Source organism: Gordonia sp. CNJ-863 (genome assembly GCF_001942325.1).
GTDB classification, from domain to species: domain Bacteria; phylum Actinomycetota; class Actinomycetes; order Mycobacteriales; family Mycobacteriaceae; genus Gordonia; species Gordonia alkanivorans.
This window is the reverse complement of record NZ_MKKG01000022.1, coordinates 192,361-208,396: the sequence shown is the minus strand read 5'-3', so window position 1 is coordinate 208,396 and position 16,036 is coordinate 192,361. Positions and strand designations below refer to the sequence as shown.

Genomic DNA, 16,036 nt, shown 5'->3' with positions numbered 1-16,036 from the left:
GTGACCGCCCCGGCAACCGGAACCGTCCTGCTCGGTGATGTTCGCCCCTACGGCGAAGGTGAGCCGGTCGACGTTCTCGTCGTCGACGGCGTGATCACCGAGATCGGCCCCGAACTGTCCGCACCCGCGGGCGCCGAGCGCATCGAGGGCAAGGGCGGGGTGCTGCTGCCCGGTTTCGTCGACCTCCACACGCATCTGCGCGAACCCGGCCGCGAGGACACCGAGACCATCCGGTCCGGCTCCGAGGCCGCCGCCCTGGGCGGGTACACCGCGGTCTTCGCGATGGCCAACACCAGCCCGGTCGCCGACAACTCGACCGTCACCGACAACGTATGGCGCTCCGGCCGCGAGGTCGGCCTCGTCGACGTCTACCCGGTGGGTGCGGTCACCGTCGGACTCGAGGGCCGCCAGCTCGCCGAGATGGGCATGATGAACGCCGGCGCCGCGGGCGTCCGGATGTTCAGCGACGACGGCAAGTGCGTCGACGACCCGCTGCTCATGCGCCGCGCCCTGGAGTACGCGACCGGACTCGGTGTGCTCATCGCGCAGCACGCCGAGGAGCCGCGCCTGACCGTCGGTGCCGTCGCCAACGAGGGCCCCACCGCGTCCCGCCTGGGCCTCGCCGGCTGGCCGCGTGCCGCCGAGGAGTCGATCGTCATCCGCGACGCGCTGCTCGCCCGCGACGCCGGCGCCCGCATCCACATCTGCCACGCCTCGACCGAGGGCACCGTCGAGCTGCTGCGCTGGGCCAAGGACCAGGGGATCGCGATCACCGCCGAGGTGACCCCGCATCACCTGCTCCTCGACGACTCGAGACTCGAAACCTACGACCCGGTCAACAAGGTCAATCCGCCGCTGCGCGAGGTTCGCGACACCGAAGCCCTGCGTCGGGCGTTGGCCGATGGGATCGTCGACTGTGTGGCCACCGACCATGCGCCGCACGCCGCGCAGGAGAAGTGCTGCGAGTTCGCCCAGGCCAAGCCGGGCATGCTCGGGCTGCAGACCGCCCTGCCGATCGTCGTCGAGACCTTGGTCAAGCCGGGACTCCTCGACTGGCGCGGCGTCGCACGGGTGATGAGCGAACGGCCCGCGCAGATCGTCGAGTTGACCGATCAGGGCCGCCCGATCGAGGTTGGTGAGCCGGCCAACCTCACCGTCGTCGACCCGGACTCCTCGTGGGTGGTCCGCGGCGACGAACTGGCCAGCCTGTCGCGCAACACCCCGTTCGAGGAGATGACGATGCCGGCGAGCATCACCGCCACCGTCCTGCGCGGCGTGGTCACCACCCGCGAGGGCCGGGTGACCCGATGAACCTCCGGGCCCGGCGCGGCCTCATCCCCGGCATCCTCGTGCTCGTCGTGGTCGCCTCGGTGATCGGCACCGTGCTCGGCTACGGCAGGTTCGTGTTCAACGCGTGGTTCATCGGCGTGTGCGTGCTCATCGTGCTCGGCCTGCTGTCGATGTTCTACCTGCTGATCACCGGCAACAAGAAGAAGCAGGCGGCGCAGGCCGAGCTGATCGGCGAACTTCCGCCCACCCCGGCCGATCTCGGGGCGGAGCAGCGCGGCCCCGACACCGGCCTCTACCTCGGTTCCACGATGGCACCGAGTTGGCAGAACCGCGTCGCCGTCGGGGACATCTCCGATCGCGCGTCGGCGACGATCGCCGAGTTCGCCGCGGGCATCCTGATCACCCGTCAGGGTGCAAGCGACATCTGGATTCCGCGTGAGGCGATCACGGCGGTCCGCACCGAGCGCGGCATCGCGGGCAAGGTCATGAGCGCCGACGGTGTCCTGGTGATCCGGTGGGTCCTGCCCAGCGGCACCGAGATCGACTCGGGAATCCGCGCAGACGACAAATCGATCTATCCCGGTTGGGTGAATGCCTTTGCCGGGCAGCATGACAGTGGACAGGGGACACAGGAATGAACACAGCGGTCTTGGTGCTGGAGAACGGCCAGGTGTTCACCGGCCGGAGCTTCGGCGCAGTGGGCGAGACCCTCGGTGAAGCGGTGTTCTGCACCGCGATGACCGGCTACCAGGAGACCCTGACCGACCCGAGTTACCACCGGCAGATCGTCGTGGCCACCGCGCCGCAGATCGGCAACACCGGCTGGAACACCGAGGACGGCGAGAGCACCGGCAGCGCGGGCAGCACCGGGGTCGACGGCGACTCCGGCAAGATCTGGGTGGCCGGATACGCGGTGCGCAATCCCACGCGTCGCGTCTCGAACTGGCGCGCCACCACCTCCCTCGAGGACGAACTCGTCAAACAGGGGATCGTCGGCATCGGCGGGATCGACACCCGCACCGTGGTCCGCATCCTCCGCGACCACGGCTCGATGAAGGCCGGCATCTTCTCCGGACCGGCACTGGCCGACACCGACGAACTCGTCGGCCGGGTGCGCAACCAGCCGGACATGAAGGGCGCCAAGCTCGCCGACGAGGTCACCACCACCGACGGCTACATCGTCGAGCCGGTCGGCCAGCACCGGTTCACCGTCGCGGCCATCGACCTCGGGATCAAGACCAACACCCCGCGCATGTTCGCCGAGCGCGGCGTCCGCACCCATGTGCTGCCGGCGAACGTCGCCCTCGACGCGATCGCCGACCTCAAGCCAGACGGTGTCTTCCTGTCGAACGGGCCCGGTGACCCGGCGACCGCCGACGACGTCGTCGAGCTCACCCGCGGCGTTCTCGGCCGGGATCTGCCGCTGTTCGGCATCTGCTTCGGCAACCAGATCCTGGGCCGGGCCCTCGGCCGGTCCACCTACAAGATGAAGTTCGGGCACCGGGGCATCAACATCCCGGTTGTCGACCACGCCACCGGCAAGGTCTCGATCACCTCGCAGAACCACGGCTTCGCACTCGAGGGTGAGGCGGGGGAGGAGTTCGACTCCGACTTCGGCCGCGCGCGGGTCAGCCACGTCTGCGCCAACGACGGCACCGTGGAGGGTCTCGAGCTGCTCTCCGGCCGCGCCTTCTCCGTGCAGTACCACCCGGAGGCGGCCGCCGGGCCCCACGACGCCGCGTATCTGTTCGACAAGTTCGTCACCCTGCTCGAGGGTGACCGTGCGCAAGGAGCGAGTGCCTGATGCCGCGCCGCGAAGACATCAACCACGTCCTGGTCATCGGCTCCGGCCCGATCGTCATCGGCCAGGCCTGTGAATTCGACTACTCGGGCACCCAGGCCTGTCGCGTGCTCAAGGCCGAGGGCCTGCGCGTCAGCCTGGTGAACTCCAACCCGGCGACGATCATGACCGACCCGGAGTTCGCCGACGCCACCTACATCGAGCCCATCACCGCCGAGTTCGTCGAGAAGGTGATCGAGGCCGAGCGCGACGCCGGTCATCCCATCGACGCGGTGCTCGCCACCCTCGGCGGGCAGACCGCGCTGAACACCGCGGTCGCACTGCACGATCGCGGCTCGCTGGAGAAGTACGGCATCGAGCTGATCGGCGCCGACTTCGACGCCATCCAGCGCGGCGAGGACCGCCAGATGTTCAAGGACATCGTGGAGAAGGTCGGCGGCGAGAGCGCCCGCTCCCGCGTCTGCCACACCATGGACGAGGTCCGCGAGACCGTCGCCGAGCTCGGCTTCCCGGTCGTCGTGCGGCCGTCGTTCACCATGGGCGGCCTCGGTTCGGGTATGGCCTACGACGACGCCGACCTCGAGCGCATCGCCGGTGGCGGTCTCGCCGCGTCGCCGACGGCCAACGTCCTCATCGAGGAGTCGATCCTCGGATGGAAGGAATACGAGCTCGAGCTCATGCGCGACAACCGCGACAACGTGGTGGTCGTCTGCTCGATCGAGAACCTCGATCCGGTCGGTGTGCACACCGGCGACTCGGTGACCGTCGCCCCGGCGATGACCCTCACCGACCGCGAGTACCAGATCATGCGCGACCTCTCGATCGACATCCTGCGCGAGGTCGGCGTCGACACCGGCGGCTGCAACATCCAGTTCGCCCAGGACCCGCGCGACGGCCGTCTCGTCGTCATCGAGATGAACCCGCGCGTGTCGCGGTCGTCGGCGCTGGCGTCGAAGGCGACCGGCTTCCCGATCGCCAAGATCGCCGCGAAGCTGGCCATCGGCTACAGCCTCGACGAGATCGTCAACGACATCACCAAGGAGACCCCGGCCTGTTTCGAGCCCACGCTCGACTACGTGGTGGTCAAGGCTCCGCGCTTCGCGTTCGAGAAGTTCCCGGGCGCCGACGACACCCTGACCACCACGATGAAGTCGGTGGGCGAGGCGATGAGCCTCGGCCGCAGCTTCGCCGAGGCGCTCGGCAAGGTCATGCGGTCGCTGGAGACCAAGGCCGGTGGCTTCTGGGTGGAGGCCGACCGGCCCGACCCCAAGACCGTCGATCTGCCCGCGCTGCTCGAGGAGATCAGGACGCCGAAGGACGGGCGTCTGTACAAGCTGATGCTGGCCTTCGACGCCGGCGCCACGATCGAGGAGCTCTACGAGGCCACCGCGATCGACCCGTGGTTCCTGGCCGAGATCGGCGGCATCGCCGCGCTCGGAGCGGAGATCCGCGACGCCGACACCCTCGACGAGGCGCTGCTGCGCGAGGCGAAGTCGAACGGCTTCTCCGACCGTCAGATCGCTGCCCTCCGTCCGGAGTTCGAGGACGAGGCCGCCGTGCGCGCGCATCGTCTGTCGCTCGGTGTGCGCCCGGTCTTCAAGACCGTCGACACCTGTGCGGCCGAGTTCGAGGCGAAGACGCCGTACCACTACTCGACCTATGAGCTCGATCCCGCGGCGACCAGCGAGATCGCACCGCAGCCGGATCGGCCGAAGGTGCTCATCCTCGGTTCGGGCCCCAACCGCATCGGTCAGGGCATCGAGTTCGACTACTCGTGTGTCCACGCCGCGCTCACCCTGAGCGAGGCCGGGTACGAGACCGTGATGGTCAACTGCAACCCGGAGACCGTCTCGACCGACTACGACACCGCGGATCGTCTGTACTTCGAGCCGCTGACCTTCGAGGACGTGCTCGAGGTCTACTACGCCGAATCCCAGTCGGGCACCGTGGCCGGCGTCATCGTGCAGCTCGGCGGCCAGACCCCGCTGGGTCTCGCACGCCGCCTCGAGGAGGCGGGTGTCCCGATCGTCGGCACCAGCCCGGCCGCCATCGACCTCGCCGAGGATCGTGGCGAGTTCGGCAAGGTGCTCACCGGGGCCGGCCTGCCGGCCCCGGCATTCGGTACCGCGACCAGCTTCGCCGAAGCCCGCGACACCGCCGCCCGCATCGGCTACCCGGTGCTGGTGCGTCCGTCGTACGTCCTGGGCGGCCGCGGCATGGAGATCGTGTACGACGAGAAGTCCCTGGAGGACTACATCTCTCGTGCCACCGAACTGACCCCCGACCACCCGGTGCTGGTCGACCGCTTCCTCGAGGACGCGGTGGAGATCGACGTCGACGCCCTGTGTGACGGCGACGAGGTCTACATCGGCGGCGTGATGGAGCACATCGAGGAGGCCGGTATCCACTCCGGCGACTCCGCGTGTGCGCTGCCGCCGGTCACCCTCGGCCGCGCCGACCTGGAGATGGTCCGCACCTCCACCGAGGCGCTCGCCAAGGGCATCGGCGTGAAGGGTCTGCTCAATGTGCAGTACGCGCTCAAGGACGACGTCCTCTATGTGCTGGAGGCGAATCCGCGCGCGAGCCGGACGGTCCCGTTCGTCTCCAAGGCGACCGCGGTGCCGCTGGCCAAGGCCTGTGCCCGCGTGATGCTCGGCTCGTCGATCGCCGAACTGCGCGAGCAGGGCATCCTGCCGAAGACCGGAGACGGCGGCGAGGCTCCCGCGACCGCGCCGATCTCGGTGAAGGAAGCGGTCCTGCCGTTCAACCGGTTCCGTCGCCACGACGGCAGCGGTGTCGACAACCTGCTCAGCCCCGAGATGAAGTCGACCGGTGAGGTCATGGGCATCGACGCCGACTTCGGTCGCGCGTTCGCGAAGTCGCAGACCGCCGCGTACGGTTCGCTGCCGACCAGCGGCAAGATCTTCGTCTCGGTTGCCAACAAGGACAAGCGCGCGCTGATCTTCCCGGTCAAGCATCTCGCCGACCTCGGCTTCGAGATCCTGGCGACCGAGGGCACCGCGGATGTGCTGCGCCGCAACGGCATCAAGTGTGAGACCGTGCTCAAGCACTTCGAGGCCGCCGAGGGACAGCGCACGGTTGTGGACATCATCCGCGCCGGTGAGGTCACCATGGTGATCAACACCCCGTACGGCAACTCCGGCCCGCGCATCGACGGGTACGAGATCCGCAGTGCGGCAGTCTCGGTCAACATCCCGTGCATCACCACGGTGCAGGGTGCCAGCGCCGCGGTCCAGGGCATCGAGGCCGCGATCAACGGCGACGTCGCGGTGCGCTCGATCCAGCGACGCCACGCGGACATGGCCGGCCGGTCATGACGGTGGTGTCGGCATGATGGGGGCGTCCGGTTTCGGCGCCCGCTACCGGCAGGTGACGGCCGAACGCGGACGCCTGTGCGCGGGCATCGACCCGCACGCGGCGCTGCTGACCGACTGGGGTCTGGACGTGTCCGTCGACGGGTTGTCGCGCTTCGCCGACATCTGCGTCGAGGCGCTGGCCCCGTCGGCGGCGGTGATCAAGCCGCAGGTGGCCTTCTTCGAGCCGTTCGGCGCCGCGGGTTTCGCGGTGCTCGAACGGGTCGTCGCGGGTTGCCGCGAGGCGGGTGCCTGGTGATCGCCGACGCCAAGCGCGGTGACATCGGCTCGACCATGTCTGCCTACGCGCAGGCCTGGTTGGCCGACGCCTCGCCGCTCTGCGCCGACTCGGTGACCGCCTCGCCCTACCTCGGGTACGAATCACTGCGTCCAGCACTGGATCTGGCTCGTGCGGGGCAGCGCGGCGTGTTCGTCCTGGCACGAACCTCGAACCCGGAGGGCGGCGACGTGCAGAAGGCGATGGCAGGGGAGCGGACGGTAGCCCAGTCCATCGTCGACGCCGCTGCGGCCGAGAACGCCGACGGCACGGCCACCGTGGGTCTCGTCGTGGGCGCGACCCGCGAACACGGACTCGACCTCGCCGGCCTGAACGGCCCCATCCTGGCACCCGGCCTGGGTGCTCAGGGCGCCACCGCCGAGGACCTGAAGGTGGTCTTCGACGATGCCGACCCGGCCTGGGTGTTGCCGGCGAGCTCGCGTGGCGTGCTGCGGGCGGGTCCCGACGTCGCCGCTCTACGGGACGCGTTCATGCAGGCGCGCGACGAGGTCGAGGCCGCGCTGGGCTGAGACGACGCGGGCCCGGCGCTACGCCGGGGAAGCGCGCGACACGCTCGAAACGCGATCCAATTCCGGACGAATCTGGTCACATCACTCCAGTCACATCCGTCTCAGCAAGTGAATCACGCGATCGCGTGTCTTTCGCATTGCTACCGACCTGCGCGGATGGCGTCATCGCCGTGACCTGCAGGTTCCTGGTAAAACCCGTAGTCAGAGCGCTGCAACACTGAGTGAAGGGTTGAAGGGCCGGAGCGGACTGCTGCAGTGCACTACAACATGAGAAAACACCGCGAAAACGGGGGGTCGCGCTCGCAAATGCCTGCTCACGTCGGTACGGTCGCATTCGCCGCCAACAATCGGTGGTGCCGGACGGGTACCCCACCCGACCGCATCGTTGCGAAGACGACGCAGCGCCGCCAGTGTGGCAACAGCCGTCGGACGCCTCAGGGCGGACGATGACAGTCCCAATCAAGAACGAAAGACGGAGGAACCCGTGGCCCTTCCCCAGTTGACTGACGAGCAGCGCGCCGCTGCGTTGGAGAAGGCAGCTGCCGCTCGTCGCGTCCGCGCGGAGCTCAAGGAGCGCCTGAAGCGCGGTGGCACCGATCTCCAGCAGGTGCTCAAGGATGCCGAGAACGACGAGATCCTGGGCAAGATGAAGGTCTCGGCACTGCTCGAGGCCCTTCCCAAGGTCGGCAAGGTCAAGGCTCAGGAGATCATGACCGAGCTGGAGATCGCCCCGACCCGCCGCCTGCGCGGTCTCGGCGACCGTCAGCGCAAGGCTCTGCTCGAGAAGTTCAGCTCCTGAGCGTGAGCATCGCAACCGAACACGGCAGCGTGATGAGCTCGTGGGACCGGCGGTGACCAACCGGCCGGATACCGCGGGAGCCGCACGCACGAGGGGTCGACTGATTGTCTTGGTCGGCCCCTCGGCCGTCGGCAAGTCCACCGTGGTCGCCAAGGTGCGCGCCGCGTTGCCCGACCTGTACTTCAGCGTCTCGGCGACCACCCGCGCACCGCGCCCCGGTGAGGTCGACGGCCGCGACTACCACTTCGTGTCCGCCGAGGACTTCGACAAGATGATCGCCGGTGACGAGCTCCTGGAGTGGGCTGAGATCCACGGTGGCCTGCAGCGATCGGGTACACCGCTCGCGCCCGTCCTCGCGGCTCTGGAGGCCGGCAAGCCCGTTCTGGTGGAGGTCGACCTCGTCGGTGCGCGCAACGTCGTCACCCGACTGCCCGAGGCGACCACCGTCTTCCTCGCGCCGCCGAGCTGGGACGAACTGGTCGCCCGGCTGACCGGCCGCGGCACCGAGAGTCCCGAGGCGATCGAGCGCCGGCTGGCCACCGCGAAGGTCGAGATGGCCGCCAAAGACGAGTTCGACCACGTCATCGTGAACAGCGAAGTCGACCGAGCGGCCTCCGACTTGGTATCCTTGCTGGTCGGACCTGAGCAGGCCACCGCGCCCGCGACCTGACCAGCCTCTCTGACATCCCAGACCTCGACGCAGGAGTTTGTGTGACCACCCCGACCAATTTCGACATCACCGAGATCGCCGACGCACCGGCATACGACACGCCGCTGGGTATCACCAATCCGCCGATCGACGATCTCCTCGAGCGCGCCTCGTCGAAGTACGCCCTCGTTATCTACGCGGCCAAGCGTGCCCGCCAGATCAACGACTACTACAACCAGCTCGGCGACGGCATCCTCGAGTACGTCGGCCCGCTGGTCGAGCCGGGCCTCCAGGAGAAGCCGCTGTCGATCGCGATGCGCGAGATCCACTCCGACCTGCTCGAGCACACCGAGGGCGAATAGTCTCGACGTCGGGATGACCACACCGACCAAGCCGCGACGCCGAATCCTCATCGGCGTCGGTGGAGGTATCGCCGCATACAAGGTGTGCTCGGTGATCCGCCACTTCACCGAGTCCGGGCACGAGGTCCGCGTCGTGCCGACCCCCGCCGCACTCAAGTTCGTCGGCAAGGCGACCTTCGAGGCACTCAGCGGTAACCCGGTCAGCACCACCGTCTTCGACGACGTCGACGAGGTCGCGCACGTGCGTCTGGGCCAGGGCGCCGACCTCGTGATCATCGCCCCGGCGACCGCGGACCTCATGGCCCGCGCCGCCCAGGGCCGCGCCGACGATCTGCTCACCGCGTCGCTGCTCACCGTGCGGTGCCCGGTGCTGTTCGTGCCGGCCATGCACACCGAGATGTGGGAGCACCCGGCCACTCAGGCCAACATCGCGACGCTGCGCGAGCAGGGCTCGACGGTCATGACCCCGGCGTCCGGTCGGCTCACCGGCACCGACTCCGGCCGCGGCCGTCTACCGGACGCGCGGGAGATCGCGCTCACCGGCGAGCTTCTCCTCGATCGCGCCGACGCCCTGCCCTACGATCTCGCCGGTGTCCGCGTGCTCATCAGCGCCGGCGGCACCCGCGAACCTCTCGATCCCGTGCGTTACCTGGGCAATCACAGCTCCGGCAAGCAGGGATTCGCGCTGGCTCGTGCGGCCGCGCAGCGCGGTGCGAGCGTCACCGTCGTCGCCGGTTCGACCGCTGATCCGGGCGATCCCGCCGGCGTGCAGATCGTGCGGATCTCGACGGCTCAGGAACTCTCCGAGGAGATGACCAAGCGCGCGGCCGACGCCGACGTCGTCATCATGGCCGCCGCCGTCGCCGACTTCCGGCCGATCGCGGTGGCCGACGCGAAGATCAAGAAGGGCGATCAGGGTCCGGCCCCGATCGAGCTCACCACCAACCCCGACATCCTCCGCGGCCTGGTCGAGGCGCGGGACGACGGTCGGATTCCGTCCGAGACCGTCATCGTCGGCTTCGCGGCCGAGACCGGGGACGAGACCGGCGGGGTCCTCGACCACGGTCGCGCCAAGCTCGCCCGCAAGGGTTGCGACCTGCTCGTGGTGAACGCCGTCGGTGACGGCAAGGCGTTCGGCACCGAGGACAACACCGGGTGGCTGCTTTCCGCCAAAGGTGACGAGACCGCTCTGCCCTTCGGATCGAAAACACTCATGTCGAGTCGGATACTTGACGAAGTGCGACAACTGGTGCCTGATGGTCGGGGGGCCTGAGCGGCACCGTAGTTTTGAAAGTGACTCCACCGGCCACACCGACCGGCCGACACCTGCCAAACGGCGCCGGACACATCCGCGCGCGAGATCTCGAGAGGATCTGATGACCACCTCGTCACGCCTGTTCACGAGCGAATCCGTCACCGAGGGACATCCCGACAAGATCTGTGACGCGATCAGCGACTCGATCCTCGACGCCATCCTCACCGACGACCCGAACGCGCGGGTCGCGGTCGAGACGCTGGTGACCACCGGCCAGGTCCACGTCGCGGGTGAGATCACCACCACCGCCTACGCCGACATCCCCAAGATCGTCCGGGACAAGGTCCTCGAGATCGGTTACGACTCCTCGACCAAGGGCTTCGACGGCGCGTCGTGCGGCGTCAACGTCGCCATCGGTGCGCAGTCCCCGGACATCGCCGGTGGCGTCTTCGACTCGCACGAGAGCCGCAGTGGCATCTCCGAGGACGAGATCGACAAGCAGGGTGCGGGCGACCAGGGCCTGATGTTCGGTTACGCCACCAACGAGACCCCGGAGCTCATGCCGGTGCCGATCGCCCTCGCGCACCGGCTGTCGCGACGACTCACCGAGGTCCGCAAGAACGGCACGCTGCCGTACCTGCGCCCCGACGGCAAGACGCAGGTCACCATCGAGTACGACGGCGACACCCCGGTCCGGCTCGACACCGTGGTGCTCTCGACCCAGCACGCCGCCGACATCGACCTCGACAACCTCCTCGCCCCCGACATCAAGAAGCACGTCGTCGACGCGGTGCTCGCCGAGATCGGCCTGCCGTCCCTCGACACCTCCGATTACCGCCTGCTGGTCAACCCGACGGGCAAGTTCGTCCTCGGCGGCCCGATGGGCGATGCCGGACTGACCGGCCGCAAGATCATCGTCGACACCTACGGCGGCATGGCCCGCCACGGCGGCGGCGCCTTCTCCGGCAAGGACCCGTCGAAGGTCGACCGCAGCGCCGCGTATGCGATGCGCTGGGTCGCCAAGAATGCGGTGGCGGCAGGCCTGGCCGACCGCATCGAGGTCCAGGTGGCCTACGCGATCGGCAAGGCCGCACCGGTCGGCCTGTTCGTCGAGACCTTCGGCACCGAGCATGTCGACCCGGCGGTCATCGAGCGCGTCATCAAGGAGAACTTCGACCTGCGTCCGCTCGCGATCATCCGCGACCTGGACCTGCTGCGTCCGATCTACGGTCCGACCGCCGCGTACGGCCACTTCGGCCGCACCGACGTCGATCTCCCGTGGGAGCGGACCGACCGCGCGGACAAGCTGCGCGCGGCCGCCGGTCTCTGACCGGCGAAGGGCGCAGTCCCTGCCCCCGAAAGGCGCACGGGTCCCGGCTGATTCGCTGCCGGTGGCACGTGTGCTGCCCATTCTCGGACTCGCACACCTCGACCGACCGTTCGACTACCTGATCGACTCCGATCAGGATGCGACGGCGGTTCCGGGGGTGCGGGTCCGCGTTCGGTTCTCCGGCCGTCTCGTCGACGGATTCCTGCTCGACCGCATCGAGAAGAGTGATCACCCCGGCAAGCTGGGCTGGCTCGACCGTGTCGTCTCCGCCGAACCGGTGCTGTCACCGGAGCTGGCATCGCTGTGCCGCGCCGTCGCCGATCGCTACGCCGGCACCATGGGAGATGTTGTCCGGCTGGCCATTCCGCCGCGCCATGCGCGAACCGAGAAGGAGACGACACCCGAACCGACGACCGTCGTCGAGGCGCCGGACCTCGAGGCGTGGCGACGCTATCCGCTGGCCGGGTCGTTCTTCGAGGCGATCGCCGGGGACGGTCACCCGCGAGCGGCGTGGCAGGCCCTGCCGGGCGAGGACTGGCCCCGACGACTCGCCGAACTGGCCGCGGCGACCCTGGCGGCCGGACGCGGCTGCATCATCGTCGTGCCCGACCAGCGCGACCTCGACCGGGTGTGGGCGGAATGCGAACCACTCATCGGCGATCAGGGAGTCGCGCTGGCGGCCGGACTCGGACCCACCGCCCGGTACCGGCGCTGGCTCGCCGCACGACGCGGGGCGGCGAAACTCGTGATCGGCACGCGCAGTGCGGTGTTCGCGCCCGTCACCGACCTCGGTCTGGTCGTCGTCTGGGATGACGGTGACGACAGCATGGCCGATCCCCGTGCGCCGTACCCGCACCCGCGTGAGGTCGCGGTGCTGCGGTCGCATCAGGAACGCTGCGCACTGGTCCTCGGCGGCTTCGCCCGAACCGCGGAGGCTCAGGCGCTCGTCGCATCGGGGTGGGCACACGACCTCGTCGCCGATCGTCCGCTCGTTCGTCACCGCAGCCCGCGCGTGCAGGCCATCTCCGACGACGACCGGCAGATCGCCCGCGATCCGATGGCGAGGTCCGCGCGAATCCCCGAGGTCGCCTTCGACGCTGCCCGTTCGGCGTTCGCCGCCGACCAACCGGTGGTGTTCAGCGTGCCGCGTCGCGGCTACGTGCCGTCGCTGGCGTGTACCCGGTGTCGCGAGCATGCTCGGTGTCGCGGCTGCAACGGACCGCTGCAGATGGACGGAAACCAGCGTCTGAGTTGCCGGTGGTGTGGTCGCCCGGAGCCGACCTTCCGCTGTCCCGAGTGTGGCAACACGAAAGTGCGGGCCACGGTCACCGGCGCTCGACGCACTGCCGAGGAACTGGGGCGCGCCTTCGCCGGTGTGCCGGTCCACACCAGCGGTGGCGACTCCATCATCGACGAGATCGAACCGGGCGCACGGCTCGTCGTCGCCACACCGGGTGCCGAACCGGTCGCACCCGACGGCTACGGCGCAGCGATCGTCGTCGACACCTGGGCACAACTCGACCGCGCCGACCTGCGCGCGGAGGAACACGCCGTCCGACGCTGGATGGCCCTGGCCGGCATGGTCCGGCCCCACGGCGAGGGCGGCCGCGTGGTAATCGTCGCCGACTCGACTCTCGCGCCGGTTCAGGCGCTGATCCGTTGGGACCCCGTCGGATTCGCCTCCATTCAGTTGAGTGAACGCGTGGAACTGGGTTTCCCGCCGGCGGTCACGATGGCCTCGGTCGACGGTCCCACGCAGGTCATCACCGACTTCGTCGAACACCTCGAGCTGCCCGAGGGCTCGGACGTTCTCGGACCGGTGCCGCTTCCGCCGGGGGTGCGGCCGCCCGCCGGTAGCGCCGAATGGGAGGCCGCTGCGGACGACGAGATGGACCGCATCCTGGTGCGGTTGCCGCGCAAGCACGGACGACTCCTCGCCCAGGCTCTCGCCGCCGGGCAGGCGCGGCGCAACACACACCGGCAGACCGGGCCGATCAGGGTTCAGGTGGACCCGCCTACGATCGGATGAATGCGCATCGTTTTCGCCGGCACCCCAGAGGTGGCCGTGCCGTCGTTGCAGGCCCTGCTCGACTCGCCGTCGCATGAGGTCGTCGGCGTCATCACCCGGCCCGACGCGGTGTCGGGGCGCGGCCGCAAGGTCGTGCGGTCACCGATCGGCGTCCTCGCCGACGAGCACGGCCTCGAGGTGATCACCCCGCGCCGCATGTCCGAACCCGACGTCGCCGAGACGTTGCGACGCTGGGCGCCGGACTGTGCGGCCGTGGTCGCCTACGGAGGCCTCGTGCCCGAGGATCTGCTGGCGCTCCCGACCCATGGCTGGATCAACCTGCACTTCTCGGTGTTGCCCGCGTGGCGTGGGGCGGCGCCGGTGCAGGCCGCGATCGCCGCGGGCGACGAGGTGACCGGTGCCAGCACCTTCCGGCTGGAGAAGGGGCTCGACACCGGACCGGTGTTCGGCATCCTGACCGAGACCATCCGGCCCACCGACACCAGCGGCGACCTGCTCGCACGTCTCGCCGACGCCGGGTCCGGCCTGCTCGTCAACACGCTCGACGGCATCGAGGCCGGGGAACTCACCCCCGAACCGCAACCCTCGACCGGCGTCAGCCACGCGCCGAAGGTCGAGGTCGAGGATGCGCGCATCCGCTGGGATCTGCCCGCGCACATCATCGATCGCCTCATCCGCGCCTACACACCGGCGCCGGGTTCGTGGACGAGTCTCGACGACGCACGGATCAAGGTGGGCCCGGTGCGGCCCGTCGCCGAGGACGACGCGACATTGCCGGACTCGGTTCGGGCCGAACCGCTGGCCGCGGGTGCGATGGCGGTGACCAAGAAGGCGGTGTTCGTCGGGACCGGTTCCACGCCGGTGAAACTCGGCACGGTACAACCGCCGGGGAAGAAGCCGATGCCTGCCGCGGACTGGGCCCGTGGCGCACGACTGACCGATGGGACGGTACTGGGATGAGTGGGGATCGAAAGTTACGGCAGAAGGACCTCGACCCGGCGCGCGTCGCGGCGCGGGACACGCTGCGCGCGGTTCGTGAGCGGGACGCCTACGCGAACCTGGTTCTCCCGAAGATGCTGCGGGATCGCAAGATCGAGGGTCGCGACGCCGCATTCGCGACCGAACTCGCCTACGGCACGGCGCGTGCCCAGGGGCTGCTGGATGCGGTGATCGCCGCAGCGGCCAAGCGTCCCGTCGAGGAGATCGACGGTCCCGTACTCGACGTGCTGCGGCTCGGGGCGTACCAGTTGCTGCGCACGCGCGTGGGTTCACATGCCGCGGTGTCGACGTCGGTGGATCTCGTGCGTTCCGAGAACGGTATGGGCCCTTCGGGTTTCGCGAATGCCGTGCTGCGCAAGGTGTCGCAGAAGACCGAGGATATGTGGGTCGACGAGCTCGCGCCGTCGCCCGCCGAGGATCTCGTCGGCTATCTCGCGTTCCAGTACGCGCATCCGCGCTGGATCGCGGAGGTGTTCCGGGATGCGCTCGGGGGGTCGGCCGGCCAGCTGCAGGCGGCGCTCGCCGCCGACGACGAGCGGCCACCGGTGCACCTGGTTGCCCGCCCCGGCTACATCACCGCCGAGGAGTTGGCGCTGACCAGCGGGGGAGAGGAAGGCGACTACTCGCCGTACTGCGTGTATCTGCCCGGCGGCGATCCCGGCGACGTGGAGGCGATCCGCGAGGGCTACGCGGGTGTGCAGGACGAGGGCAGCCAGCTGATCGCGCGGGCGGTCACGGTCGCCGAGGTCGCCGACGACTCCGGCCGCTGGCTCGACATGTGTGCCGGGCCCGGCGGAAAGGCCGCGCTGATCGGTGCGCTCGCCGAGATCGATGCTGCCCGCCTCGACGCGATCGAGGTGTCGAAACATCGCGCGGAGCTGATCCGGAAGGTCGTGAACGATCTGCCGGTGACCATCCACGTCGCCGATGCACGATCGAGTGGCCTCGAACCGGGATACGACCGCATCCTGCTCGACGCTCCGTGTTCCGGTCTGGGCTCGCTGCGTCGCCGCCCCGAATCCCGTTGGCGCCGAACCGCTGCAGACGTCGAGGAGCTCGTCGTGCTGCAGAAGGAGTTGCTGACCGAGGCGTTGAGGTTGGTCAAACCCGGTGGCGTGGTGGCGTATTCGACGTGCTCGCCGCATCCCGCCGAGACCACCGCGGTGGTCGCCGACGTGCTGGCATCGGTGGACGGGGCCCGTCAGCTCGATGCCCGCCCACTGGTGACCGTCGGCAAGCTCGGGCCGGAGCTGCTCGGCGACGGCCCACACGTGCAGCTGTGGCCGCACATCCACGGCACGGACGCGATGTTTCTGGCGGCGCTCACTCGGGATTAGACGT

The 16,036-nt window shown here is 69.2% G+C and carries 12 protein-coding genes and 1 pseudogene; all 13 read left to right on the top strand.

Annotation, left to right across the window (positions count from 1 at the left end):
- Complete coding sequence (locus BJF87_RS12830; protein WP_035751484.1) at positions 1-1,311, top strand: dihydroorotase; 1,311 nt, start codon at positions 1-3, stop codon at positions 1,309-1,311.
- Complete coding sequence (locus tag BJF87_RS12825) at positions 1,308-1,928, top strand: hypothetical protein (protein ID WP_006357199.1); 621 nt, start codon at positions 1,308-1,310, stop codon at positions 1,926-1,928. Before BJF87_RS12830 ends, BJF87_RS12825 begins: the two co-directional genes overlap by 4 nt.
- The gene (gene carA, locus BJF87_RS12820; RefSeq protein WP_035751485.1) at positions 1,925-3,094 is read left to right on the top strand and encodes a glutamine-hydrolyzing carbamoyl-phosphate synthase small subunit; all 1,170 of its coding nucleotides are present in this window, start codon (positions 1,925-1,927) and stop codon (positions 3,092-3,094) included. Before BJF87_RS12825 ends, carA begins: the two co-directional genes overlap by 4 nt.
- Positions 3,094-6,429 carry a carbamoyl-phosphate synthase large subunit gene (gene carB / locus BJF87_RS12815; RefSeq protein WP_042378403.1) on the top strand — a complete coding sequence of 1,112 codons (3,336 nt, stop codon included), beginning with the start codon at positions 3,094-3,096 and terminating at the stop codon, positions 6,427-6,429. Before carA ends, carB begins: the two co-directional genes overlap by 1 nt.
- A 13-nt stretch (positions 6,430-6,442) precedes the next feature.
- A pseudogene (gene pyrF / locus BJF87_RS12810) lies at positions 6,443-7,272 on the top strand (orotidine-5'-phosphate decarboxylase).
- A gap of 484 nt (positions 7,273-7,756) precedes the next feature.
- The gene (gene mihF / locus BJF87_RS12805) at positions 7,757-8,071 is read left to right on the top strand and encodes an integration host factor, actinobacterial type (protein WP_004021989.1); all 315 of its coding nucleotides are present in this window, start codon (positions 7,757-7,759) and stop codon (positions 8,069-8,071) included.
- Between the two features lie 40 nt (positions 8,072-8,111).
- Positions 8,112-8,741: a guanylate kinase gene (gmk, locus tag BJF87_RS12800; RefSeq protein WP_187346500.1), complete on the top strand. Its 630-nt coding sequence runs from the start codon at positions 8,112-8,114 to the stop codon at positions 8,739-8,741.
- A 41-nt stretch (positions 8,742-8,782) separates the two neighbouring features.
- The gene (gene rpoZ / locus BJF87_RS12795) at positions 8,783-9,082 is read left to right on the top strand and encodes a DNA-directed RNA polymerase subunit omega (protein ID WP_006357204.1); all 300 of its coding nucleotides are present in this window, start codon (positions 8,783-8,785) and stop codon (positions 9,080-9,082) included.
- A gap of 13 nt (positions 9,083-9,095) precedes the next feature.
- A complete protein-coding gene (gene coaBC / locus BJF87_RS12790; protein WP_075863283.1) occupies positions 9,096-10,355 on the top strand; it encodes a bifunctional phosphopantothenoylcysteine decarboxylase/phosphopantothenate--cysteine ligase CoaBC in 1,260 nt (419 codons plus the stop codon).
- Positions 10,356-10,458: 103 nt separating this feature from the next.
- Positions 10,459-11,667: a methionine adenosyltransferase gene (gene metK, locus BJF87_RS12785; RefSeq protein WP_075863282.1), complete on the top strand. Its 1,209-nt coding sequence runs from the start codon at positions 10,459-10,461 to the stop codon at positions 11,665-11,667.
- A 61-nt stretch (positions 11,668-11,728) separates the two neighbouring features.
- Positions 11,729-13,696 (top strand): primosomal protein N', encoded by a 1,968-nt coding sequence (locus BJF87_RS12780; RefSeq protein WP_035751494.1) that lies wholly within the window; start codon positions 11,729-11,731, stop codon positions 13,694-13,696.
- Complete coding sequence (gene fmt, locus BJF87_RS12775; protein ID WP_042378401.1) at positions 13,697-14,656, top strand: methionyl-tRNA formyltransferase; 960 nt, start codon at positions 13,697-13,699, stop codon at positions 14,654-14,656.
- Positions 14,653-16,032 carry an RsmB/NOP family class I SAM-dependent RNA methyltransferase gene (locus BJF87_RS12770; protein WP_042378400.1) on the top strand — a complete coding sequence of 460 codons (1,380 nt, stop codon included), beginning with the start codon at positions 14,653-14,655 and terminating at the stop codon, positions 16,030-16,032. The genes fmt and BJF87_RS12770 overlap by 4 nt, the downstream gene beginning before the upstream one ends.
- Positions 16,033-16,036 lie beyond the last annotated feature (4 nt).

Coding starts and splice junctions, on each gene's coding strand:
- BJF87_RS12770 (WP_042378400.1), top strand. CDS start 14,653: ATGAGTGGGGATCGAAAGTTACGGCAGAAGGACCTCGACCCGGCGCGC.
- carA (WP_035751485.1), top strand. CDS start 1,925: ATGAACACAGCGGTCTTGGTGCTGGAGAACGGCCAGGTGTTCACCGGC.
- coaBC (WP_075863283.1), top strand. CDS start 9,096: ATGACCACACCGACCAAGCCGCGACGCCGAATCCTCATCGGCGTCGGT.
- metK (WP_075863282.1), top strand. CDS start 10,459: ATGACCACCTCGTCACGCCTGTTCACGAGCGAATCCGTCACCGAGGGA.
- carB (WP_042378403.1), top strand. CDS start 3,094: ATGCCGCGCCGCGAAGACATCAACCACGTCCTGGTCATCGGCTCCGGC.
- fmt (WP_042378401.1), top strand. CDS start 13,697: ATGCGCATCGTTTTCGCCGGCACCCCAGAGGTGGCCGTGCCGTCGTTG.
- BJF87_RS12825 (WP_006357199.1), top strand. CDS start 1,308: ATGAACCTCCGGGCCCGGCGCGGCCTCATCCCCGGCATCCTCGTGCTC.